The organism is Saccharopolyspora sp. NPDC000359, from assembly GCF_040300525.1.
Lineage (GTDB): Bacteria > Actinomycetota > Actinomycetes > Mycobacteriales > Pseudonocardiaceae > Saccharopolyspora.
On record NZ_JBEPDU010000031.1, the window covers coordinates 65,726 to 88,855 of the forward strand.

At 72.3% G+C, this 23,130-nt stretch carries 22 protein-coding genes and 1 riboswitch; of the genes, 18 read left to right on the forward strand and 4 right to left on the reverse strand.

Annotated features, from left to right (window positions below):
- The first annotated feature begins 124 nt into the window (after window positions 1–124).
- The 6 genes from gcvH to ABT324_RS20385 all read left to right on the forward strand — a co-directional run bounded on the left by gcvH (window position 125) and on the right by ABT324_RS20385 (window position 6,500).
- Window positions 125–511: a glycine cleavage system protein GcvH gene (gene gcvH, locus ABT324_RS20360; RefSeq protein WP_351179621.1), complete on the forward strand. Its 387-nt coding sequence runs from the start codon at window positions 125–127 to the stop codon at window positions 509–511.
- 118 nt (window positions 512–629) lie between these two features.
- Window positions 630–1,088, forward strand: coding sequence for a glycogen accumulation regulator GarA (garA, locus tag ABT324_RS20365; protein WP_351179624.1), 459 nt, complete (start codon window positions 630–632; stop codon window positions 1,086–1,088).
- A 401-nt stretch (window positions 1,089–1,489) separates the two neighbouring features.
- A complete protein-coding gene (locus tag ABT324_RS20370; protein ID WP_351179627.1) occupies window positions 1,490–1,966 on the forward strand; it encodes a bifunctional nuclease family protein in 477 nt (158 codons plus the stop codon).
- Window positions 1,967–2,235: 269 nt separating this feature from the next.
- On the forward strand, window positions 2,236–2,805 hold the full coding sequence (locus tag ABT324_RS20375) for a MerR family transcriptional regulator (RefSeq protein ID WP_351179630.1): 570 nt from the start codon (window positions 2,236–2,238) through the stop codon (window positions 2,803–2,805).
- Window positions 2,806–2,893: 88 nt separating this feature from the next.
- Window positions 2,894–2,996: riboswitch (glycine riboswitch) on the forward strand.
- Window positions 2,997–3,171: 175 nt separating this feature from the next.
- On the forward strand, window positions 3,172–6,048 hold the full coding sequence (gene gcvP / locus ABT324_RS20380) for an aminomethyl-transferring glycine dehydrogenase (RefSeq protein WP_351179633.1): 2,877 nt from the start codon (window positions 3,172–3,174) through the stop codon (window positions 6,046–6,048).
- A 182-nt stretch (window positions 6,049–6,230) separates the two neighbouring features.
- A complete protein-coding gene (locus ABT324_RS20385; RefSeq protein WP_351179636.1) occupies window positions 6,231–6,500 on the forward strand; it encodes a HesB/YadR/YfhF-family protein in 270 nt (89 codons plus the stop codon).
- 63 nt (window positions 6,501–6,563) lie between these two features.
- On the opposite strand, the gene ABT324_RS20390 is transcribed toward ABT324_RS20385, so the two are convergent.
- Entirely contained in the window at window positions 6,564–7,127 is a 564-nt protein-coding gene (locus ABT324_RS20390; RefSeq protein ID WP_351179639.1) for a hypothetical protein, read from the reverse strand.
- 219 nt (window positions 7,128–7,346) lie between these two features.
- Here ABT324_RS20390 and ABT324_RS20395 point away from each other — a divergent pair, with 219 nt between their 5' ends.
- The 6 genes from ABT324_RS20395 (at window position 7,347) to ABT324_RS20420 (ending at window position 13,993) form a co-directional block, all read left to right on the forward strand.
- Entirely contained in the window at window positions 7,347–7,880 is a 534-nt protein-coding gene (locus ABT324_RS20395; RefSeq protein WP_351179642.1) for a 2,4'-dihydroxyacetophenone dioxygenase family protein, read from the forward strand.
- Between the two features lie 13 nt (window positions 7,881–7,893).
- Complete coding sequence (locus ABT324_RS20400) at window positions 7,894–9,117, forward strand: MFS transporter (protein WP_351179645.1); 1,224 nt, start codon at window positions 7,894–7,896, stop codon at window positions 9,115–9,117.
- A gap of 222 nt (window positions 9,118–9,339) precedes the next feature.
- A complete protein-coding gene (locus ABT324_RS20405; RefSeq protein ID WP_351179648.1) occupies window positions 9,340–10,332 on the forward strand; it encodes an alcohol dehydrogenase catalytic domain-containing protein in 993 nt (330 codons plus the stop codon).
- A complete protein-coding gene (locus tag ABT324_RS20410) occupies window positions 10,329–11,027 on the forward strand; it encodes an SDR family NAD(P)-dependent oxidoreductase (RefSeq protein WP_351179652.1) in 699 nt (232 codons plus the stop codon). The genes ABT324_RS20405 and ABT324_RS20410 overlap by 4 nt, the downstream gene beginning before the upstream one ends.
- A gap of 61 nt (window positions 11,028–11,088) precedes the next feature.
- On the forward strand, window positions 11,089–11,979 hold the full coding sequence (locus ABT324_RS20415) for a helix-turn-helix domain-containing protein (RefSeq protein ID WP_351179655.1): 891 nt from the start codon (window positions 11,089–11,091) through the stop codon (window positions 11,977–11,979).
- 361 nt (window positions 11,980–12,340) lie between these two features.
- Window positions 12,341–13,993, forward strand: coding sequence for an amidohydrolase (locus tag ABT324_RS20420; protein ID WP_351179658.1), 1,653 nt, complete (start codon window positions 12,341–12,343; stop codon window positions 13,991–13,993).
- A gap of 127 nt (window positions 13,994–14,120) precedes the next feature.
- On the opposite strand, the gene ABT324_RS20425 is transcribed toward ABT324_RS20420, so the two are convergent.
- Window positions 14,121–15,080, reverse strand: coding sequence for an alpha/beta hydrolase (locus tag ABT324_RS20425; RefSeq protein ID WP_351179661.1), 960 nt, complete (start codon window positions 15,078–15,080; stop codon window positions 14,121–14,123).
- Window positions 15,081–15,556: 476 nt separating this feature from the next.
- Here ABT324_RS20425 and ABT324_RS20430 point away from each other — a divergent pair, with 476 nt between their 5' ends.
- The 6 genes from ABT324_RS20430 (at window position 15,557) to ABT324_RS20455 (ending at window position 20,505) form a co-directional block, all read left to right on the forward strand.
- On the forward strand, window positions 15,557–15,733 hold the full coding sequence (locus ABT324_RS20430; protein WP_351179664.1) for a hypothetical protein: 177 nt from the start codon (window positions 15,557–15,559) through the stop codon (window positions 15,731–15,733).
- Between the two features lie 5 nt (window positions 15,734–15,738).
- A complete protein-coding gene (locus tag ABT324_RS20435; protein WP_351179667.1) occupies window positions 15,739–16,332 on the forward strand; it encodes a TetR/AcrR family transcriptional regulator in 594 nt (197 codons plus the stop codon).
- 163 nt (window positions 16,333–16,495) lie between these two features.
- Window positions 16,496–17,605 (forward strand): zinc-binding dehydrogenase, encoded by a 1,110-nt coding sequence (locus ABT324_RS20440; protein WP_351179695.1) that lies wholly within the window; start codon window positions 16,496–16,498, stop codon window positions 17,603–17,605.
- Between the two features lie 103 nt (window positions 17,606–17,708).
- Window positions 17,709–18,896 (forward strand): Bcr/CflA family multidrug efflux MFS transporter, encoded by a 1,188-nt coding sequence (locus tag ABT324_RS20445; protein ID WP_351179670.1) that lies wholly within the window; start codon window positions 17,709–17,711, stop codon window positions 18,894–18,896.
- Between the two features lie 42 nt (window positions 18,897–18,938).
- The gene (locus ABT324_RS20450; protein WP_351179673.1) at window positions 18,939–20,117 is read left to right on the forward strand and encodes a GDSL-type esterase/lipase family protein; all 1,179 of its coding nucleotides are present in this window, start codon (window positions 18,939–18,941) and stop codon (window positions 20,115–20,117) included.
- Between the two features lie 7 nt (window positions 20,118–20,124).
- Window positions 20,125–20,505 (forward strand): winged helix-turn-helix transcriptional regulator, encoded by a 381-nt coding sequence (locus tag ABT324_RS20455; RefSeq protein ID WP_351179676.1) that lies wholly within the window; start codon window positions 20,125–20,127, stop codon window positions 20,503–20,505.
- Here the strand turns inward: ABT324_RS20455 and ABT324_RS20460 are convergent, their stop codons facing one another.
- Together ABT324_RS20460 and ABT324_RS20465 are read right to left on the reverse strand one after the other, a co-directional pair.
- On the reverse strand, window positions 20,506–21,381 hold the full coding sequence (locus ABT324_RS20460) for a 3-methyladenine DNA glycosylase (protein WP_351179679.1): 876 nt from the start codon (window positions 21,379–21,381) through the stop codon (window positions 20,506–20,508).
- Window positions 21,382–21,403: 22 nt separating this feature from the next.
- Window positions 21,404–22,927, reverse strand: coding sequence for a protein kinase domain-containing protein (locus tag ABT324_RS20465; RefSeq protein WP_351179682.1), 1,524 nt, complete (start codon window positions 22,925–22,927; stop codon window positions 21,404–21,406).
- Window positions 22,928–23,130: the final 203 nt, after the last annotated feature.

The following is a 23,130-nucleotide window of genomic DNA, read 5'->3' on the forward strand; positions in this document are numbered from 1 at the left end:
CCGCACGCCCGGGGGGTCGCCTTGCGGGCGGCGCTGCGCGGTGCATACGCTCGCCGAGCCGATCACGCCAACCAGCGCGGCCGGTGACCCGAACAGCAGGAGCGGACCAGGAAGGCGGGACCACGTGGCGGCCCCGGAGGACATCAAGTACACCCAGGAGCACGAGTGGGTCCAGCGCACCGGTGGGGACACCGTGCGCATCGGGATCACCGAGTACGCCCAGCAGCAGCTCGGCGACGTGGTGTTCGTGCAGCTGCCCGAGGTGGGGAAGCAGGTCGCCTCGGGTGAGGCGATGGGCGAGGTGGAGTCGACCAAGAGCGTGTCGGACATCTACGCGCCCGTCACCGGCGAGGTGACCGCCCGCAACGAGGGGCTCGAGGACGAGCCCGAGCTGGTCAATTCGGAGCCGCTGGAGGGCGGCTGGATGGTCGAGATCAAGCTCGCCGATCCGGACCAGCTGGCCGGTCTGCTCGACGTCGAGGGCTACCAGAAGCTGATCGACCAGGCATGATCGTCGATCTGTCGGGGTCGCCGGGGAGAATGTCGGGAGTCCCGCGTCCCAGGCCTGCCCAGGCACGGTACGTTGGGCACATACTTGGCACGATCTATCCGCGTGGAGGAGAGCTCAGGTGAGCCAGAACAGCGGCTTCGGCGAGGTTCCGCCGGAGCAGTCACCGGAGACCACCTCGGTCTTCAGGCCCTTCCTCTCGGAGCAGGAAAGCACCGAGAGCCCGGCCCCGGAGCCCGCCACCGCGTCCGGGGTCGACGCGCTGCCCGCGGGGTCGGCCCTGCTGGTGGTCAAGCGCGGTCCCAACGCGGGTTCGCGGTTCCTGCTGGACCGGGAGACCACCAGCGCGGGGCGGCACCCGGACAGCGACATCTTCCTCGACGACGTCACGGTTTCCCGGCGGCACGCCGAGTTCCGGCGGGAGGGCAACGACTTCGTGGTCGTCGACGTCGGCAGCCTCAACGGCACCTACGTCAACCGCGAGCCGGTGGACACCTCGGTGCTGGCCAACGGCGACGAGGTGCAGATCGGCAAGTTCCGGTTGGTGTTCCTGACCGGGCCGATCGACGGCGGGCGCTGAGCCCCGGATTCGACTTCCGACCCGCCAGCGGGGCGGCGCCGAAGCGGCGTCGCCCCGCTGGCGCGTCGCGGGACTTGCGCGACCGGGGTCGGTGGCATCCGCGGTGGGGGAATTTCTCGACGCCGCAACCGGTTTTTGCGGTTGCAGCGGCTTCGTTTCCGGCGGTCCGCGAGGGCGGTCGGCGGTGTATCGTGCTGGTAATGCTCGATGACGAGCTCAGCCAGCGGTTCGAGCCCAGTGGTTCGGGCAGGTGCCCCGATGTTGGAGCTGTGGCAGCGGTGGTCGTGAGGCCGCCGAAGGGATGGGCGTGGCCGCCGTATCGCGGGTAGCGTCGGAGGCGTCGGTGCGCGATCCTCGACAGGGATGTCACGCTTCGGCGCGCTGGAGGAGGCGATGTGACGATGAGCAGCGAGATGCGCGTCGTCGGCGTGCGAGTGGAACTACCAGCCAACCAGCCGATCCTGCTGTTGCGCGAGGCGCACGGCGAGCGTTACCTGCCGATCTGGATCGGCTCGGTCGAGGCGACGGCCATCGCGCTCGAGCAGCAGGGCGTGCGGCCGCAGCGACCCCTGACCCACGACCTGCTCAAGGACGTCATCGGCGCCCTGGGGCGCGACCTGGAGCAGGTGCGGATCACCGATCTGCAGGAGGGCACCTTCTTCGCCGAGCTGGTGTTCGACGGGGATGTGCGGGTCTCGGCGCGGCCGAGCGACTCGGTGGCGCTGGCCCTGCGCATCGGGGTGCCGATTCACGCCGACGAGTCGGTGCTGGACGAGGCCGGGTTGGTCATCCCCGACGAGCAGGAGGACGAGGTGGAGAAGTTCCGCGAGTTCCTCGACTCCGTCTCGCCCGAGGACTTCCGCGGCGCGGACACGTAGCGGTCCGCGACCCGGTTGGAGCAATCCCGGCCCCCGCTTGCGCCTGCAGGCGGGGGCCGGGTCGTCCGGCGCCCGCGCGTCGCGTTGACCTCCCCGCGAGGCAGGCATACCGTCGAGTTGCGCGAAATCGCCCCGGTGTGATTCAGCGGGTGAACTGCCGGTGCGGCGGTGCTGCCGACCGCGGTCGGCGGGGTGTTCGCGGCCCTGATCGAACCGATTCGGGCGCTGGTGATCGTCGTCGGCGACAAGCCGGACGAGGGGAGGCAGGCGTGGTCGAGGAAGCGTCCAACGGGGATGCTGCCGCGGAGCAGGGTGGTCTGTTCCCAGACGCCTCGCTGCCGGACGAGCTGGTCGGCTACCGGGGACCGGCCGCCTGCCAGATCGCTGGCATCACCTACCGCCAGCTGGACTACTGGGCGCGCACCAAGCTGGTCGGCCCGTCGATCCGCGGGGCGGCCGGTTCCGGTTCGCAGCGGCTGTACTCGTTCAAGGACATCCTGGTGCTCAAGGTGGTCAAGCGGCTGCTGGACACTGGGGTGTCGCTGCACAACATCCGGGTCGCGGTCGAGCACCTGCGCAACCGCGGCGTGCAGGACCTGGCCCGGTTGACGCTGTTCAGCGACGGGACGACGGTCTACGAGTGCACCTCTGCCGAGGAGGTGGTCGACCTGCTGCAGGGCGGCCAGGGGGTGTTCGGCATCGCCGTCAGCGGTGCGATGCGCGAGATCAGCGGCACCATCCACGAGTTCCCGGCCGAGCGGGCCGACGGCGGTGAGGTGGTGCAGGCCGAGGACGAGCTGTCCCGGCGCCGCCGGGACCGGCAGGCCGAGACCGGCTGACCGGTCGGTCGGTGGTTGCGGCAGTGTGCCGCACCTCGCATCAGCGGTTCGCGGGGGTGGTCTGATCGGGTAGGCTGCCACCCATCGCCGACCCCGTGCGGGAGAGTCCGGCCCGGCGCCCAGCCGTGGTCGGCGCCGAAGGAGCAACCCTCCCCGACAACCTCTCAGGCCACCTGGACCGCGCGGGCGAGATACCTCTGGAAAGAGGGGGTACCACTGGTGTGGTGCCACCCCGCCGACGGTGCAAGCCCGGACCCCGGGTGAAGCTCTCAGGCGTTCGCTTCGCGGACAGTGACAGAGGGGGAGAGCAAGCGCAGCCGCCGCTGCACTGCCACCCCTGTTCGCCGCGATGATTGAGGTTTGGCGATGACCGACGACCGCATTCCCCTGGCAGCTCTGGAGCACGGCACGCCGTTCGCCGACCGGCACGTCGGCCCGGCCCCGGCGGAACTGGCCCACATGCTCGACGTGATCGGCGTGGGCTCGTTGGAGGAGCTGGGCCGCAGCGCGGTGCCGGACGCCATTCGCGAGGACGACCTGCGGCTGGCGCTGCCGGAACCGGCCACCGAAGCGGCGGCGCTGGCCGAGCTGCGCAAGCTCGCGCGCCGCTGCCACCCGCACACCGAGATGATCGGGCTCGGCTACTACGGCACCACGACCCCGCCGGTCATCCTGCGCAACGTGCTGGAGAACCCGGCCTGGTACACCGCCTACACGCCGTACCAGCCGGAGATCTCGCAGGGCCGCCTGGAGGCGCTGCTGAACTTCCAGACGATGGTGGCCGACCTGGCCGGGATGCAGGTGGCCAACGCGTCGATGCTGGACGAGGCGACCGCCGCGGCCGAGGGCATGACGCTGGTGCGCCGGGCCGGGAAGTCCAAGTCGCCGCGGTTCCTGGTGGACGCCGACACCCTCCCGCAGAGCACCGCGGTCATCCAGACCCGCGCCGAGCCGCTGGGCATCGAGGTCGTCGTCGCCGACCTGTCGCAGGGCCTGCCCGAGGGCGAGTTCTTCGGCGCGCTGCTGTCCTACCCGGGTGCCTCGGGTGCGGTGCGCGACCACGAGGCGCTCATCGCCGAGGCGCACGAGCGCGGGGCGAAGGTCGTGGTCGCGGCCGACCTGCTCGCGCTGACGCTGCTGCGCGCGCCCGGTGAGATCGGCGCGGACGTGGTCGTGGGCAACACCCAGCGCTTCGGCGTGCCGATGGGCTTCGGTGGCCCGCACGCCGGGTTCATGGCGGTGGCCAAGGGCCTGGAGCGGCAGCTGCCCGGTCGGCTGGTCGGGGTGAGCGTCGACGCCGACGGCAACAAGGCCTACCGGCTCGCGCTGCAGACCCGCGAGCAGCACATCCGCCGCGAGAAGGCCACCAGCAACATCTGCACCGCGCAGGTGCTGCTGGCGGTGGTGGCGTCGATGTACGCGGTGTACCACGGCCCGGCCGGGCTGCGGGCGATCGCGACCCGCGCGCACCGGATGGCGGCTGTGCTGGCCGAGCAGCTGCGGCGCGGCGGCGTCGAGGTGCTGCACCAGGAGTTCTTCGACACGATCGTGGCGAAGGTGCCGGGCCGGGCCGACGAGGTCGTGGCCGCCGCGCGCCGCGGCGGCATCAACCTGCGCCGCGTCGACGCCGACCACGTGGGCGTCAGCTGCGACGAGACCACCACCCGCGCCCACCTGGCCACCGTGTGGCAGGCCTTCGGCGTCGAGGGCCTGGACGTCGACGAGCTGGACGCGCAGACCCCCGACGCGCTGCCGACCGCGCTGCGGCGCACCTCCGAGTACCTGGCGCACCCGGTGTTCCACACCCACCACTCGGAGACCTCGCTGCTGCGCTACCTGCGGCAGCTGTCGGACAAGGACATCGCGCTGGACCGCAGCATGATCCCGCTGGGGTCGTGCACCATGAAGCTCAACGCGACCGCCGAGATGGAGCCGATCACCTGGCCGGAGTTCGGGTCGCTGCACCCGTTCGCGCCCGCCCAGGACGCTGAGGGGCTGCTGTCGCTGGTCGGGGACCTGGAGACCTGGTTGGCCGAGGTCACCGGCTACGACGCGGTGAGTCTGCAGCCCAACGCCGGCAGCCAGGGCGAGTTCGCCGGCCTGCTGGCCATCCGCGCCTACCACCGCAGCCGTGGTGAGACCGACCGCGACGTGTGCCTGATCCCGGCGAGCGCGCACGGCACCAACGCCGCCAGCGCGGTGATGGCCGGGATGCGCGTGATCGTGGTGCGTTGCGACGAGCAGGGCAACATCCAGCTGGAGCACCTGCGCGAGCTGGTCGCCGAGCACGCCGACGACCTCGCCGCGATCATGATCACCTACCCGTCCACGCACGGCGTCTACGAGGACACCGTGCGGGAGGTGTGCGGTCTCGTGCACGACGCGGGCGGGCAGGTCTACGTCGACGGCGCGAACCTCAACGCGCTGATCGGCCTGGCCCGGATGGGCAAGTTCGGCTCCGACGTCTCGCACCTGAACCTGCACAAGACGTTCTGCATCCCGCACGGCGGCGGTGGCCCGGGCGTCGGGCCGATCGGAGTGCGCGAGCACCTGGCGCCGTTCCTGCCGAACCACCCGCTGCAGCCCGCGGCCGGTCCGGACACCGGGGTGGGCCCGATCAGTGCGGCCCCGTGGGGCAGCGCCTCGATCCTGCCGATCTCGTGGGCCTACGTGCGGATGATGGGCGCCGACGGGCTGCGCCGGGCGACGCTGACCGCGGTCGCGGCGGCCAACTACGTCGCCCGGCGGCTGAACAACTACTTCCCGGTGCTCTACACCGGCAAGGGTGGGTTCGTCGCCCACGAGTGCATCCTGGACCTGCGCCAGATCAGCAAGACCAGCGGCATCACCGTCGACGACGTGGCCAAGCGGCTGGCCGACTACGGCATCCACGCGCCGACCATGTCGTTCCCGGTGGCCGGGACGCTGATGGTGGAGCCGACCGAGAGCGAGAACCTGGCCGAGCTGGACCGCTTCTGCGAGGCCATGATCGCGATCCGCGCGGAGATCGACAAGGTGGTCGCCGGGCAGTGGCCCGCCGAGGACAACCCGCTGGTCGGCGCCCCGCACACGGCTGCCTCCCTGGCCCAGGACTGGGACCACGCCTACTCCCGCGAGGAGGCGGCCTACCCGCTGGGCACCGCGGCGCCGAAGGTGTGGCCGCCGGTCCGCCGCATCGACGGCGCCCGCGGCGACCGCAACCTGGTGTGCTCCTGCCCGCCCCTGGACGCCTACCAGTCCTGAGCTTCATCTGGGTGACGGTCGAGGAGTCGGCCGTCACCCGGGGGGAGGGTTCGGTGCCGCGGTGAAATCGTCGTCCCCTCGCGGTGGGGCGACACGCCCGCGCGCCCCGGTTTGCGTTCTGGGCCGGACGGATGACACGGTGGCCCCTTCACCTGACCGGCTCCGAGAAGGAGTTGAGCACCATGCTCACCATCAGTGAGAGCGCCGCCGAGGTCATCAAGCTCGTCCTCGTCGGTGGTGACTCTCAAGAAGGTTCCGGGTTGCGCATCGCACCTGCCGGGGACGGACTGCAGGCGGCGATCGCCGAGGCGCCCCAGGAGGGCGACGAGGTGATCGAGACGTCCGGTGTCCGCGTGTTCCTCGAACCGCAGGTCGCCACCCTGCTCGGGGACAAGACGCTCGACGCCGAGCGGGACGACAACGGCGAGCTGGCGCTGGCCGTGCGCGACTGAGCCGAAGGACTCGACGAACGCCCCGGGCACCGCGCCCGGGGCGTTCGTGCGTCCGGGCGCGGACTACTTCGGCACCGCCGCTTCGGGCACCGGGGAGCTGCTCGGCGTGGAGCGGCGGCCGGAGAGCCGCCCCCAGGGCTTGAACACCGAGAGCAGGTAGGCGGTGAGCAGCAGCGTCGGCGCGACGCTCACCGGGCCCAGCAGGTTCAGCGGCACCGCGGTGGAGGTGTCCCCGGCGGCGAGCCGGGCACCGAGGTCGGCGGCCTGGTTGAGCCCCGGTCGCAGGGCCACCACGATCAGCACCGAGAAGAGCACGTTGATGGCCAACTTGACCACTACCCACCAGTAGCGGAGCAGCCCGTACTTGGTGCCCAGGCCGAGCACCGCACCGGAGGCCAGGCACACCAGGCTGGCGCCGAACATCGGCCAGACGGCGAAGATCCCGACGGCCTGCAGCGCGGCGCCCGCGGTCTGCGGGGAGTCGGTGACCAGCGCCGTGACGACCAGGGTGCCGAGGGCGAGGTCGATGCCGAACCAGGCCGCCGCGGCGAGCAGGTGCGCGGTCAGGAGCGCCTTGCGGCCGCGGCCGCTGAGCCGACGGCCCGGACGCGCTGCAGTGGTCATCATGCGAGTTCTCCCTCGTCGGTGAAGCTCCTCGCAGCGTGGCCGATCGGTGGCGCCCGCTCATCCGTTCCCGAGCTGAACTCCGGCTACGCGCCCTGACGTAGCCGCATCCCGCAGGCGTGTCCGGGACGGGCAAGGACAGGTCCGGCAGTGGGAAGACCCGGGGGTCCTCGGCGGGTTTGGATGCCAGCACCTGGTACCGACTCGCGAAAGGCGGCCGAGATGCCCGAGCAGCCCACCACGGAGTTCTGGAAGGACCTCAAGCCGATCCAGAACTCCTTCAAGCCGGACGCGCAGCCCGAGGTCTACCTGTCCCAGGTGGCCACCGACGACGACCGCTACTACGCGCCGTTCTCCGACACCGTCGGGTCCCGCCCGCTGTGGATCAACGTCAAGGACAACTCCTGGTCGGACATCCTGCGGGCCAAGTCGGCCGGGCTGGTCAACCGGCACTACCACCCGCACGAGGTGTTCGCCTACACCATCTCCGGCAAGTGGGGGTACCTGGAGCGGCCGTGGACCGCCTCGGCGGGCGACTTCGTCTACGAGGCGCCGGGGGAGGGCCACACCCTGGTGGCCTACGAGAGCGAGGAGCCGATGAAGGCGATGTTCATCGTCAAGGGCCCGCTGATCTGGCTGGACGAGAACGGCGAGACCACCGGCTACTTCGACGTGCACGACTACATCGAGCTGTGCCGCGAGCACTACGACGCGGTCGGCATCGGCGCGGACTACGTCAACGCGCTGTTCCGATGAGCGGGGTGCCACCGTGAACCCGGCCCGCTACCAGAACCGGCTGCTGCTGATCCTGTTCCTGTCGTTCGGCTTCGTCTTCTTCGACCGGCAGGCGCTGTCGTTCCTCGCGCCGATGATCCGCGCGGACTTCCCGCTGTCGAACACCCAGCTCGGCGCGTTGTCCGGGGTGCTGGCGCTGACCTGGGCGCTGTCCGGGATGGTCGTGGGCACCGTCTCGGACCGGATCGGTCGGCGCAAACCGCTGCTGGTCGCGGCGATCCTGGGCTTCTCGGTGTGCTCGGCGGCCTCCGGGCTGATGACCGGGTTCACCGGGCTCCTGGTGGCCAGGGCGCTGATGGGGCTGGCCGAGGGCGCGGTGCTGCCGATGGCCCAGTCGCTGATGATCGAGGCGTCCCAGCCGCACCGGCGCGGCCTGAACATGGGCTTGGTGCAGGGTTCCTCGGCGGGGCTGCTCGGCGGGATCGTCTCGCCGATCGTCGTGGTGCAGGCCGCCGAGCACGTCGGTTGGCGGGCGGCGTTCCTGCTGACGATCGTGCCGGGCCTGCTGCTGGCGGCATGGGTGGCCCGCTCGGTGCGGGAGGTCCCGCCGGGCGGACGGGTGGAGGCGGCCGCCGAGGCGGGGCCGAAGGTGCCGGTCGGGCAGCTGCTGCGGCAGCGCAACATCGTGCTGTGCATGGCGATCGCGGCCTGCTACCTCACCTGGTTCGTCGTGATCATCACCTTCGCCCCGACGTACCTGGCGGCGGTGAAGGGGTACCCGCCCACCACGATGAGCGCGGTGATGGCCTGCTTCGGCGTCGCCTGGGTGCTGTGGGGCTTCGCCGTGCCGGCGATCTCGGACCAAATCGGCAGGCGCCGCACGATGATCGCCTTCACCGCGGTCGCGGCGCTCTGCCCACTGGCCGTGGTCCTGGTCGCGCACCCGCTCCTGCTCGGCGCGGTCGTGGTGCTCACCTACACCGGCCTCGGCTGCTTCACCTTGTTCATGGCGACGATCCCCGCCGAAACGGTCCCCACCCGGGCGCTGGCCACGGCACTGGGCCTGGTGATGGGGGTGGGCGAGCTCTGCGGCGGCTTCCTCGCCCCGGTGCTGGCGGGCTGGGCCTCCGACGCGTGGGGCCTCCAGGCGGCCATGCTCATAGCCGTGGGCGGCGCCGCAGTGGTCACCCTCCTGGCCTTCGGTCTCCGGGAAACCGCGCCGCTGGCCCGTCGAACACGCACGGAGGCGAGGACGTGACGAGTGGCCCTCCCGCCCTCCGACCGAGCGGAAGTCCCCACTGGCATTGCGATCTCGATGGCATCGCACATCCGATCTCCACTGGGTTCGCGGAAGGACCCCCCGGAGGCGCAGCCTGTCCCACCTCCTGCCGCACTGCACCTCAGGGGCGGCGCAACCCCGGGCAACGGAACTAGCAGTCGAAAACGCGACTACCACTGAGAATTGCGGAGAGGCGGTGTTATGCGGGCAGCGGTGTACCACGGTGCTGGGGACGTGCGGATCTGCGATGTGCCGGTCCGGGAGCCTGGTCCGGGTGAAGTGCAGTTGCGGGTCGCCTGCTGCGGGATCTGCGGGAGCGACCGGCACGAGTTCGTCGACGGGCCGCACGCCATCCCGGTGGCGCGGCCGCACCCGGAGTCCGGGGTGGTCGCGCCGCTGGTGCTCGGGCACGAGTTCTGCGGGACCATCACCGCGGTCGGGTCGGGTGTGCGCGGGCTGTCCGCGGGTGACCGGGTGGCCGTCGAGCCGCACTACCGCTGCGGGCGCTGCGCCCGGTGCCGGGCGGGGGAGTACAACATCTGCGCGCACTTCGGGTTCGCGGGCTTGATGGGGCACGGCGGGCTCGCCGAGCACGCCACCATCCCGGCCTACATGGCGCACGTGCTGCCCGACGGTGTTCCCTTCGACCAGGCAGTGGTCTTCGAACCCGCATCGGTCGCGTTGCACGCGCTGCGCCGATCGGGGGTGCGCCCGGGGGAGTCGATCGCCGTGGTGGGGTTGGGGCCGATCGGGCTGCTGATCGTGCTGCTCGCGCGGCAGCTGGGCATCGACCAGGTCCACGGGGTGGACCCGGACGCCGCGCGGTGCGAGTTGGCGGGCGAGCTGGGGGCAACCGGTACTGGGCGCGATGTTCCCGAGGTGGACGTGGCGTTCGAGGTGGTCGGCATCCAGTCCACGTTGGACACCTGCCTCGCGGCGACGCGGGTGGGTGGGCGCGTGGTGCTCGTCGGGCTCGGCGGGCGGTTGGACTTCGACGCCTTCGGGCTGGTCAACCGGGAGCAGTCGATCATCGCCGCGGTCGGGTACCGGGACACCTTCCCGGAGCTGGTCCGGCTGGCCTCGGAGGGCGTGGACTTCTCCCGGATCGTCACCTCCGAGGTGGCGCTGGACGAGGTGGTGGAGCGGGGCCTGCGCGCTGGTGCGGGCGAGGTGAAGGTGGTGGTGCGGCCGTGACGGTGGTGATCACCGGTGGGACGTCGGGCATCGGGGCGGCCACCGCGCTGCGGTTCGCCGAGCGCGGCGTGGACGTCCTGGCGATCGGGCTCCCGCCCGCCGATCCGGAGCAGCTGCCCGTGCACGAGCGGATCTCGGTGGCGTTGCAGGACGTCACGAACCGGGCTGCCCTGACCGCGCTGGTCGACGGGGTCGACGTGGTCGAGCACCTGGTCACCTGCGCCGGGATCAGCGGCGACCGTCGGGAGCACCAGCCGCAGGTGTGGGAGCGGGTGCTCGCGGTGAACCTGACCTCGGTGCTCACCGCGTGCTCGGCCGCTCGCGACCGGTTGGCCGCGTCGGGTGGTTCCGTGGTGGCGGTGTCGTCGATGTTCGCCTTCACCGGCAGCGCCGATCGGCCCGCCTACAGCGCGAGCAAGGGTGGTGTCAGCCAGCTGGCCCGCTCGCTGGCGGTCGAGTACGCGCCGCTGGGCGTGCGGGTCAACTGCGTGGCACCGGGTTTCGTGGTCACCCCGCTGGCGCGGGGTGTGCTGGACGACCCGGTGGCGTCCGCCGCGGTGCTGGCGCGGATCCCGATGGGGCGGTTCGGTGCTCCCGCCGAGGTCGCGTCGGTGGTCGAGTTCCTCTGCTCACCGGCCGCCCGCTACGTCACCGGCGCCGTGGTGCCGGTGGACGGCGGTTACCTGGCCGCTTGAGGCGCGCCGCGGCGCGGGGTTACCCTGCCCCCGCAACGGGGCGCGCCGGCAGGAGGCCGTGATGACCCAGGCTGTCTCGCTGATCTCGCGAGTGTCCACCGCCCACGTGGACCCGGCGGACCGGGTCGCCGCGTGGGAGGAGTACAACCGCCGGGCTCTGGTGGGGTTGACCTGCTCGCCGTACGCCGAGCAGGGGTTGCTGGCCACGCAGGCCAACGTGCGGCTCGGCGCGCTCCGGATGGCCGACATCGCGGGCAACGAGCACGTCATCGAGCGGACCTCGGCGGCATGCCGCGCGCTGCCCAAGGATTCGATCTTCGCCAGCCTGGTGCTGTCCGGGGAGGCCGTGTTCTACCACGGCCAGGGCTGCCTGACCCTCGGCGCGGGTGAGCTGGTCATGTACGACACCCGCCGGTCCTACCTGTTCGGCTTCGCCGCGCCGATGCGGCAGCTGCTGGTGGACATCCCGCGCGAGCTGTTCGGCGGGGTGCCCAGCCCGGTGCGGTTCAGCGCCGACAGCGCGCCGTTGCGCGCGCTGCGCACCCTGCTGGAGGAGGTGGCGGCCCGCCCGGAGGCGGTGGCCGCGGGGGCGGACGAGACCGTGCTGGACCTGCTGCGGACGTTGGCCAGGGGCGGCGCGGCCCCACTGTTCGCGGCCAAGGACTACATCGACCGCCACCTCGGCGACCACGAGCTGAGCCCGGACCGGGTGGCCGCCGCGGTCGGCATGTCCACGCGGCACCTGGGCCGGTTGTTCGCCGCCGAAGGCGACACCCCGGCCCGGTACGTGCTGCGGCGGCGGCTGGCCCGGGCTCGGCGCGAGCTGGCCGACCCCGCGTCCCGGCACCGCACCATCGCCGACATCGCGCACCGATGGGGCTTCGCCAGTCACGCCCACTTCACCCGGGTGTTCCGCGCCGAGTACGGCCACCCACCCACCGACCTACGCTGACTCCTCCCGTCGTCCCCGCGGTTCCCGTGGACGTCACGGAGCACCCGACACGCCGTGCGGTTACAGTTTCAATTGAAACTGTGGCCCACGGGGTCCAAACAGGACTTATGTGCGTCCGGCGGGGCGCAGGCCTGGCGGTGGGGGCGATCGACCGGGGTGCGTGCACGCAGCGACAAGGATGGTGCAGCCCGGGACAAGACAGCACCAGGCGCCGAGCGGGATCGTCGAGCACGTTCCGCGCCGGGTGCCGCCGAGGACGGATCGATGGCGCTTGGTGACGTCACCAGCCGACCGGCGAACTCGCCGACTGTCGACCACCGCGAACCCGGCCGAGTCCCGCCCCGCGCGCTGAGGAGCTGCCATGGACACCGCTGACCTGATCCTGACCGGTGCCACCGTGTGCACAGTGGACTCCGGGCGTCCGTGGGCGTCGGACCTGGCGATCGCCGGGGGGACGGTGCTGGTGGTCGGCGACCGCGACGAGGTGGCCCGGCACCGCGGTGCTGGCACCGAGGTGGTTGACCTCGGTGGCGCGTTCGTGATGCCGGGGCTGGTCGACGTGCACAACCACCATGCGCTGGCCGGGATGGCCGACCTCTTCGAGCTGTCCGTCGACCCCGCCGCGGACCTGCCGGGGGTGCTCGCGGCCGTCGCCGAGCGGGCGGGGGAGTCGGGGCCGGACGAGTGGGTGGTCGGCGGTTCGTGGGGTTCGCACCTGATCGGCGAGCTGTCCCGGGATGCGGCGCTGCGGGCGTTGGACGAGGCGTCCGGCGGCAGGCCGGTGCTGCTGTCGGACGACAGCCACCACAACCGGTGGGCGAACTCGCGGGCCCTGCGGTTGGCGGGGATCGGCGCGCACACCGCGGACCCGGACGGCGGCTCGATCGTGCGGGACCCGGACACCGGGCGCCCGACCGGGCTGCTGCTGGAACGCGCCGGGATCGCCGCGACCCGGGCGGTCCACGACGCCGCCGCGCCGACCGCCGAGCAACACCGCCAGGCCTCGCTGCGGGCGGTGCGGATCCTGCACTCCTACGGCATCACCGCGTTCCAGGACGCCGGTGCGTCGCGGGAGGTCATGCGGGCGTTGAAGGACCTGGACGACGCCGGTGAGCTGGCCGCGTGGGTGGTCAGCTCGATGCTGGTCAACGACCCGATCTTCGGGGCCGCCCCGATCGGCGCGGAGCTGGTCGCCGAGGGGGAGCGGTACCGCAGCAGGCACCACCGGCCGGACTTCGTCAAGATCTTCCTCGACGGGGTGCCGCCGACCCGCACCGCCGCGTTCCTCGACCCCTACCTGCCCGACCACGTGCACGGCGCGCATCACTGCGGCGAGCTGAGCATGCCGTCGGAGGAGCTCGCCGGGTGGCTGCGGGCGGTCGCCGAGGCCGGGCTGTCCGCGAAGGTCCACTGCACGGGAGATGCCTCGGTGCGCGCGACGCTGGACGCGGTGGCCGAGGTCCGCGCGGACGGTCACCGGGCGAGCCGGTTCCAGGTCGCGCACGGGCAGTTCGTGCACCCGCAGGACGTGCCGCGCTTCGCGGAGCTGGACGTCAGCGCCGACATCTCGCCGTTCCTGTGGTTTCCCGGCGTGATCCCGGCGGCCATCGCCGAGGTGCGGCCGCCGGAGCTGGCCGGGCGGATGCAGCCCAACCGGGCGCTGCTGGACTCCGGGGCGCTGGTGGCGGGCGGTTCGGACTGGCCGGTGAGCACCTCGCCGAACGCATGGGAGGGCATCCAGGGCCTGGTGACCAGGCAGGACCCCAGCGGGGCGCACACCGGTTCGCTGTGGCCGGAGCAGGCGCTGTCGCTGGCCGAGGCGATCGAGGTGTTCACCCTCAACGGTGCGCGGGCGATGGGGTTGGCGGAGGTGACCGGCTCGCTCGCGCCGGGCAAGTCGGCGGACTTCGTCATCGTCGACCGCAACCCGTTCGACGGCCCGGTGACCGAAGTGGCCCGCACGGTCGTCGAGCAGACCTGGTTCGCCGGTCGCCTGGTCCACCAGCGCCGCTGACCTGCGAGCAGCCGGAATCCGCCGCCGCACCAAGCGAAAAGCCGCGTGCGCCCGGTCGGCAGGTACGATGGCCGGTGCTGGCCGCGTGCTTCCCGCATTCCCCCTCGGGAAAGCACGCGGCCGGCCTTCACTTCGTCGGGATGTCGAGCACCCGGTGCAGCCAGGACAGCCGCGCGGCCTGCGCGGCCCGGGTGATCTCCGCGTCCGGGGCGAGCGTGTCGAAGCCGTGGCAACCGCCGCTCAGGACATGCAGTTCGGCGCTGCCGCCGGTGGCCCAGATCCGCCGGGCGTAGTCGACGTCCTCGTCGCGGAACACCTCGGCGCTGCCGACCTCGACGAACGCGTGCGGCAGGTTGGACAGGTCGGTGGCCCGGCTGGGTGCGGCGTAGGGGGAGACGTCGGTGGCGTCGCCGAGCAGCGCCGACCACCCGGCGAGGTTGGCTTCCCGGGGCCACGGGCCGAACCCCTGGTACTGCTGGCTGGACACCGTCGTGTTGGTGTCGTCGAGCATCGGGCACAGCAGCATCTGCCCGGCCAGGGCCGGACCGCGCCGGTCCCGCGCCAGCAGCGCCACGCCCGCCGTCAGGCCACCGCCCGCGCTGCCGCCCACCACCACGATCCGCGCCGGGTCGATGCCGAGTTCCGCCGCGTGCTCGGCGGTCCACACCAGGCCCGCGTAGCAGTCCTCCACCGGGGCCGGGTGGGGGTGCTCGGGCGCCAGGCGGTACTCGACGTTGACGGCGACGACGCCGAGTTCCAGCACCAGGTCGACGAGCCGCGGGTTGTCCGTGTCCCGGGAGCCGAGCACCATGCCACCGCCGTGGATGTTGTACAGCGCGGGAGCCGGCTGCTCCAGGCCGCGCGGGCTCAGCACGGTCAGCGCGACGTCCGGGCCGCCGTCCGGACCGGGGGCGGTGTGCTCGGCGACGTCGACCGGGCGGTCCCCGATGACCTCGGCCGCCGACGGGTACGCCACGACGTCCCGCAGCGCCACGAGCGCTTCCGGGGTGTACTCGGGCAGGTCGGTGTTGAGGGCCTCCAGGGCGGTGGCCACCTCGGGGTCGTAAGGCACTGGGGTGTGGGACATCTGGAACCCTCCGGGTCGACGGCGTCGCGGTCGGCCCAGAACGGCTCGACCGGCGCGCGCAGTTCTTCGGCGCCGACGTGCTCCGGCAGGTCGGGGCGCCGATGTTCTGTTCGAATTGCGCCAGCCTACCCACTTCGGCAAGTGCCGGGGCGGTGGTGCTGGACGCGGATGCGACCGGGAGTGGTGGTGTCCGCGAGGATTCCGCCTCCCAGCACGTCGGGGGACTCCGGCTGGTAGCCGTTGTGGGACAGTCCGGCTCTTTGTCCTAAGCGGACAGACGTGAGGGGGTTGTGCTCCATCTGGACGAGTCGTGGCCCGGGCGCCCGGGTCAGCGTGCGCCCGCTGCGCGGTGCGCTCGATGGCAGGGGCTCCCGGTGGACCGGCATCGGTCGAGCGCCCCGGGTGGCTGCGGGTGCCGGGGGAGCGCCTCGCCCGACCCGGGTGTGGTGCACTGCCTCTGCCACCGGGTTTCGGTGATGTACGGTGGGCGGATCGTCGAGTCGGGGGCGAAGGGGACGATCACGCGCAGTCCGGCGCACCCGCACACGCAGCGCCTGCTGCTCGCCGCTCCGGTCGCCGATCCGGCCCGGCAGGCCGAGCGCGGGCGGGCGTGGCTCCGGCTGCGCAACCGGGACGAGTCGAGCACAACGTAGAGGCCATGCCGAAGATCATCGATCACGACCAGCGACGTCGGGAGATCGTCGAGGTCGCCAAGCAGCTCATCATCGAGGGTGGCTTCGAGGCCGCGACCATGCGCAGCATCGTCGCGGCGGCGGGCTACGCCAACGGTGCCCTGAAGCGCTACTTCCCGAGCAAGGACGACATCATCGCGGCGACCTTCCAGAGCGTTCTGGCCGAGATGAACGAGCGCATCCGCGCGCAGGGCCCGGCCCCCGCGGACCCGCTGGAAGCCCTGCGCCACTACGTCGAGGCGGCCCTGCCCCTGGACCAGTACCGGATCGACTCGGCTCGCATCCTGCTGGTCCTCTGGGAACACGCGGTGGCCAACGAGGAGTTGGCCGAGCTCTACCGGAAGTTTCTCGGCACTTGGCGCGCGCAGCTGGCGGAGCGGATCGCCGCGGCCAGGGGGAGGGGGGAGAGCCCGGACGCGCCGGAGGTGGCGTCGCTGGCGGGCGAGGTCGTCGGGGTGTCCATCGGGGCGAACGTGACCTGCCTGATGTACCCGGACGGCCAGCTGGTCCCGGAGCACCGCGCCTACGTCGACCGCTTCCTGCGCCACGTGCTGGACTGACCAAACCGCCGTCGCGGCTGGGGCTTTCGGGTGCCGGGGCTTTCGGGTGCCGCCGCCGACCTGGGGCTCACCGGCCTGTGCTGTCGAGTTGTTGCCAAAGCCGGACTTTTTCGTCTCCGCTCGTAGTCTGTTGGTCGTGGTGATCCGCGAGGAGGGGTTGGCGATGGTGCTCCCGAACACGACCGCAGCCGCTGTGCTCACCGGGCACGTGCAACCGCTGGCGCTGCAGGATGTCCCGCTGCCCGCCGAGGTCGAACCCGGCGCGGCCCTGGTGCGGATCACCTGCACCACGCTGTGCGGCACCGACGTGCACCTGTGGCAGGGGCGGATGACCTTCCCCGGCATGCTGCCGATGATCCTGGGCCACGAGGTGGTCGGCGAGGTCGTCGCGGTCGGGGAGTCCACATCGGACGCACTGGGGAGGCCGATCGAGCCGGGCGCGCGGATCGGCTGGTCGGAGTCGGTGTGCGGCCGCTGCTACGGCTGCAACGTCCTGCGCGAACCGGTGACGTGCGTCGAGCGCGGCTACGGCTACCGCCAGCGCGCCGACCAGAGCCCCTACGCGATCGGCGGCATGACCCAGTACTGCTACGTGACCCCGGGCGCGGCCAAGCTCCTGCTGCCCGACGAGGTCCCGGACACCTGGGCGGCGATGTCCGGCTGCGCGGGCAAGACCGTGCTGCGCGCCTTCGACCGCGCCGGTGGCATCCGACCCGGCTCGACCGTCGTGGTGCAGGGCGCGGGCGCGCTGGGGATCTTCGCCACCGCGGTCGCCAAGATCTCGGGAGCAGCGGAGGTGATCACCATCGGTGGCCCCGACCACCGGCTGGCCGCCGCCTCCCGGTTCGGCGCCGACGTGACGGTGCCGCTGAGCCGGAAACCGGTGAGCCGCATCGCGACCGTGCGCGAGCTCACCGACGGGCGCGGCGCGGACTACGTGTTCGACTTCGCCGGGGCGGACACCGTCGGGGCCGAGGCGGTGGGGATGGCGGCCCAGCGGGGCACGATCGTCGTGGTCGGCTCGACCGGCACCAAGCCCACCCTGGTGCCGCTGGGCGAGGTGATGGGCAAGGAGCTGACCGTGCGCGGCTCGGTCAACGGCGACATCGCCGACTACCACCGGGCGGTGGAGTTCTTCCGCGCCTTCGCCGACCGGATCCCCTGGCCTGACCTGTTCAGCGAACCGGTGGGGCTGCGCGGGGCGTCCAAGGCCCTGGCCGCGATGGCCAACCAGGGCGGGATCAGGGCCGTGATCGACCCCCGGCTGCCCTGACCCCCGGCCGCCCGGTCTGGGCGGGCCACCGAGCTCATCGCGCCGCGCCGAGTCGGTTAACGTGCTCTCGACTCATTTGCGCGGCGAACGAACGAGGCGGGGGATGTCTGCAGCGGGCCGGACCAAGTACGTGCTGATCCTGGGCGGGTTGTCCGCCTTCGGCCCGCTGGCCATCGACATGTACCTCCCGGCCTTCCCGCAGATCGCCGCCGAGCTGGGCACCGGGGCCCCGCAGGTCCAGCTGTCGCTGACGGCGTGCACGCTCGGGCTCGCGCTGGGGCAGCTGGTCGCCGGGCCGCTCTCGGACACCTTCGGCAGACGGCGCCCGCTGCTGGTCGGGCTGGTGGTGTTCACGCTGGCCTCGCTGCTGTGCGCCGCCGCACCGTCCGCGTACGCGCTGGCCGGGCTGCGGCTGGTGCAGGGCCTGGGCGGTGCGGCCGGGATCGTCATCGCGCGCGCGGTGGTGCGTGACCTGCACTCCGGTGTGCAGATGGCCCGGTTCTTCTCGCTGCTGATGCTGGTCAACGGCCTGGCGCCGATCCTCGCGCCGCTCCTCGGCGGGCAGCTGCTGCGGGTGACCTCGTGGCGCGGGGTGTTCCTGGCGCTCGGCGTGATCGGTGCGGTGCTGCTGGTCGCCACCGCGGTGGGCGTGCGCGAGACGCTGCCCGAGCAGAACCGGCGGGCCGGGTACCTCGGCGGGACCCTGCGCACCTTCCGTGGCCTGCTCGGCGATCGCGTCTTCGTCGGCTACTCGCTGTCGGCCGCCCTGGCGTTCGCGGCGATGTTCGCCTACATCTCGGGCTCGTCGTTCGTGCTGCAGGACGTCTTCGGCCTGTCGCCGCAGGTGTTCAGCCTGGTCTTCGGGATCAACGCGCTGGGTATCGTGCTCGTCGGCCAGCTCAACGCCCGCCTGGTCGAGCGCGCGCGACCACGCCGCCTGCTGGCGATCGGCCTGGGCTGCAACGCGCTCGGCGGGATCGCCGTGGCGGTGTCGGCGGCCGCTGGCGCGGGGCTGGCCGGGTTGCTGCCCGCCCTGTTCCTGGTGGTGGCCAGCATCGGCATGATCTCGCCGAACGCCACGGCACTGGCGCTGTCCGGGCACCCCGAGACCGCCGGGAGCGCTTCGGCGCTGCTCGGTGTGATGCAGTTCTCGGCCGGCGCACTGGCGGCCCCGCTGGTCGGTTCGGCGGGCACCGGCACCGCCCTGCCGATGGGGCTGGTCATGGGCGCCCTGTCGCTCGCCGCGGTGCTGGTCTTCGCGGTGCTGGCCCGTCGCGGGACCGCCGCGTAAACCAGGTGCGAACCGCACGTCCAGTTTGGAAGGGTTGACCCCATGCACGACAACCCCACGTCGACCTGGATCACCACGCCGATCACCGGGAGCATCCTGCGCGGCGCGCTCGACCTGGAGCGCACCGAGCGTGGTGTGCTGCCGCACCGCCTGCCGGCGAAGGCCCGCGCCCAGAGCGCCGACGGGCAGCTGTCCATGGTGGAGTCCCAGCCGTCCGGGGTTCGGCTGGTCTTCCGGACCGCGGCGACCGCCGTCGAACTGGACGTGCTGCCCACCAAGACGGTCTACCGCGGGGCCCAGACCCTGCCCGGCAACGACTACGACCTGCTCGTCGACGGCCGCCTCGCGGGCCGCGCCACCGCGCCCGGTGGCAACCTCGTGACCATCGACATGGCCACTGGCGGGGTGTCCACCGAAGCGGGGCCGGTCGGCACCGTCCGGTTCACCGAGCTCGCCGCCGGGGTCAAGGACGTCGAGATCTGGCTGCCGTACCGGGAGAAGACCGAGCTGGTCGAGCTGCGCACCGACGCCCCGGTGGAGCCCGTGCCGGACCGCGGTCGCCGGGTGTGGCTGCACCACGGCAGCTCGATCAGCCACGGCTCCAACGCCGAGAGCTCCACCACGACGTGGCCCGCGCTGTCCGCCGCGACCGCTGGTGTGGAGCTGGTCAACCTCGGGCTGGGCGGCAGCGCCCTGCTCGACCCGTTCACCGCCCGCGCGCTGCGCGACACCCCGGCGGACCTGATCAGCGTCAAGATCGGCATCAACCTGGTCAACGCCGACCTGATGCGGCTGCGCGCCTTCGGCCCCGCCGTGCACGGCTTCCTCGACACCATCCGCGACGGCCACCCCAGCACCCCGCTGCTGGTGATCTCGCCGATCCTGTGCCCGATCCACGAGGACACCCCCGGCCCGGGTGCCCCGGTGTTCGAGGACGGCAGGGTGCGGTTCCGGGCCACCGGTGATCCGGCGGAACGCGCGGCGGGGAAGCTGACGCTCACCGCGATCCGCGAGGAGCTGGCCCGCATCACCGCGCAGCGCGCGGCCGACGACCCGAACCTGCACCACCTGGACGGCCTGGAGCTCTACGGCGAAGCCGACTTCGCCGAGCGCCCGCTGCCCGACGCGCTGCACCCCGACGCCGCCACCCACCGGCGCATCGCCGAGCGCTTCGCCGGGCGGGTCTTCGCCCCGGGAGGACCGTTCGCCGCTGTGCTATAGGTATCCCATGGTTACCGAGCAGGACAGCGCGTTCGAACGGGGGAACCTGACCGACCCGAACTGCCCCACGCGACTGGTGCTGGACCGCATCGGCGACAAGTGGACGGTGCTGGTGGTGACCCTGCTCGCCGACGGCCCGCTGCGCTTCACCCAGCTGCGCGCGGGCATCGGCGGCGTCGCCCCGAAGGTGCTGACCCAGACGCTGCGCGCGTTGGAGCGCGACGGCCTGGTGACCCGCACGGCCCACCCGGAGATCCCACCCAAGGTGGTCTACGAGCTCACCGACCTCGGCCACTCGCTGCGCGACCCGGTGGCGGCGATCGCCGACTGGTCCGAGCGCAACGTCAACCGCATCCTCGCCGCCCGCTCCGCCCACGACCAAGCTTGATCACGCCGGTTGGCGGGACCAGGCGAGAACCCTCCGGCAGGTGTCGATCAGCCGCTGCCGCAGCACCGCCGCCTCCTCGGCGAACTCGCGCTGCCTGCGCACGTAGTCCGCGCGGCCTTCAGGGGTCTCGACCGGCACCGGCTGGTAGCCGAGCTCCCGCAGGTCGTAGGGGCTGGCGCGCATGTCCAGCTCGCGCACCCGCACGGCCAGCTCGAAGCAGTCCGCGACCAGCTCGGCGGGCACGAACGGGTCCAGCTTGTAGCACCACTTGAACAGATCCATGTTCGCGTGCAGGCAGCCGGGCTGCTCCAGGCGGACCTGGTCGGTGCGCTCGGGCTGCAGCGCGTTGAGGGGGCGGGCCGGTGGGGTGAAGAACCGGAACGCGTCGTAGTGCGTGCAGTTGACCCGCATCGAGTCCACGACCTCGTCGGTGCCCGCGTGCCCGAGCCGCAGCGGCCAGCCCGAGTGGCGGATGTCGGCGGGCTGCGTGCGGTAGACCATGGCCCACTCGTGCAGCCCGAAGCAGCCCAGCCGGGCCTTGCGGGAGGCGGTGGCGCTGAGCAGCCCCAGCACGAACTCCGCGGTGCTGCGGCGCTTCTCGGTGAACGCGGCGGGGTCCAGCGCCACGCCGTCCGGGGTGGCGGTGAACCCGCGCCGGGCCAGGAACTCCTCGCCACCGGCCAGCGCCACGCCCACACCGGGCTGCCAGCGCTCCAGCCGCGCCGGGCGGAAGGAGTAGTAGGTGAACAGGAAGTCCAGCACCGGGTGCTTGCGGTGCTCGTGCTGGCGCTCGCGGTGCGGCCGGGTCCACTGCGCGACGCGGTCGCGGTGGGCGGCCTGCCGGGCCCGCCACTGGTCTTCGGACAGCACGGTCATCGCCGGTCCAGGGTAGTCGGGGTCAGCGGTGGAACCGCACCCAGTCCAGGTCCAGGACGGGGCCGGCGGTGTCGGTGAAGATTTCCAGGTGCACGGTGTGCCGCCCGGTCAGCGGGCGTAGCAGCTCCACCGGCACCGGCTTCCAGCCCTCCCCGCGCTTGGCCGACACCGGAATCTTGGCGACCAGCTCACCGGACGGCCCGCCCAGGCGGAGCTCGATCTTGCCCTTGGCCCCGCCGTCGAGCAGGCGCAGCCGGGCCGAGACCTCGGTCGCTGTGGTGCCGCCGAACTCGACGTCGTCGAAGGTCAGCGAGGACCCGTTGCGCATCCCGCTGGCGAACTGGATGGCCCCGGCCGCGCTGTCCTCCAAACCGAGCGCACCCACGTGGGTGCCGGAGGACGCGCGCTCGGCCTCGAGCGTGCCGAAGGGGCCCTCGGCGACGGGCGCGTGCTGCGGAACTCCCCGGCTGGGAACGCCCGCGGGGATCGGCTCACCGGCGCGCCCGAGCAGGAAACCGCCGGTCGCGGCGCCGACCGCGAGGACAGCGGCCGCGCCGAGCACGACCGCTGTCCGGGGGGTGGAGCGCTTCGCAGCCGGTGCCGTGGGCTCCTCGGACGCCGCGGGCTGGCTGGGCGGCGGGGCGGTGGGGGTGAACGGGCGGGGCGGTTCAAGGTCGCGGAGGTGGTCCTCGAACGGGTGCGCCCCGGCCTGGCGGGCCAGCTCGTGCACCCGCTGGCGCACCTCCAGCAGCGGCATCCGGTGGGCCGGGTCCTTGACCATCAGCCCGCTGATCACCTCACCGATCGGCCCGGTCTGCCGGTGCGCGGGCACCGGGCCGTGCACGATCGAGCTGATGGTGATCAGCGGGTCGCCGGCGCTCTCGTAGGGCAGCCGCCCCTCGGCCGCGGCGAACAGCATGGTGCCGAAGCTCCACAGGTCCGAGCTCGCGCGGAGCTCGCCGCCCACCGCGATCTCCGGTGCCAGGTAGGCGGGGGTGCCGACCAGCACGCCGGAGCGGGTGAGGGTGGATTCCGCGCTGCTGCGGGACATGCCGAAGTCGGCGAGCTTGACCTGGCGGTCGGGGCCGAGCAGCACGTTGCCGGGCTTGACGTCGCGGTGCACGATGCCCACCTCGTGGGCGGCCTGCAGCGCCGCCGCGACGCCGTCGGCGATCACGGCCAGCTTCGCTGGCGGCAGCGGACCGTGCTTGTTGAGCAGCTGGGACAGGCTCAGCCCGCGCACCAGCTCCATCACGACGAACGGTTGGTCGCCCTCGCGCGCGACGTCGTAGAGCAGCACCGTGTTCGGGTGGTTGAGCGCCGCCATCGCCCGCGCCTCGCGCAGCGCGCGCTCCCGCATCTCCGCTGCGTGCTCCTCGACCAGGCCGGGCGGCAGCCGGAGCTCCTTGACCGCGACGGAGCGGTGCAGCAGCTCGTCGGTCCCGGCCCAGACGTAGCCCATCGCACCGTTGCCGATGGTGCCTTCGAGGCGGTAGCGACCGCCGATCAACCTGCGTTCGGAGGCGGTGTCTGCGAGGTGAGGCACCCCCCGATCATCTCGCATCCGCCTCGAACGGGTGACTGGGTCCGGAGGAATTACCCGCTTTGATCACCGTGCGTGCATGGCCTTGCCGAATCAGTGCACGTGCGTGCCGTCGCGGACGGTGCCGACGTACTCCTCGACGAGGTCTTCCATCGCGACGACGCCGATGGGGGTGCCGGTGGTGTCGGTGGCGGTGGCCAGGTGGC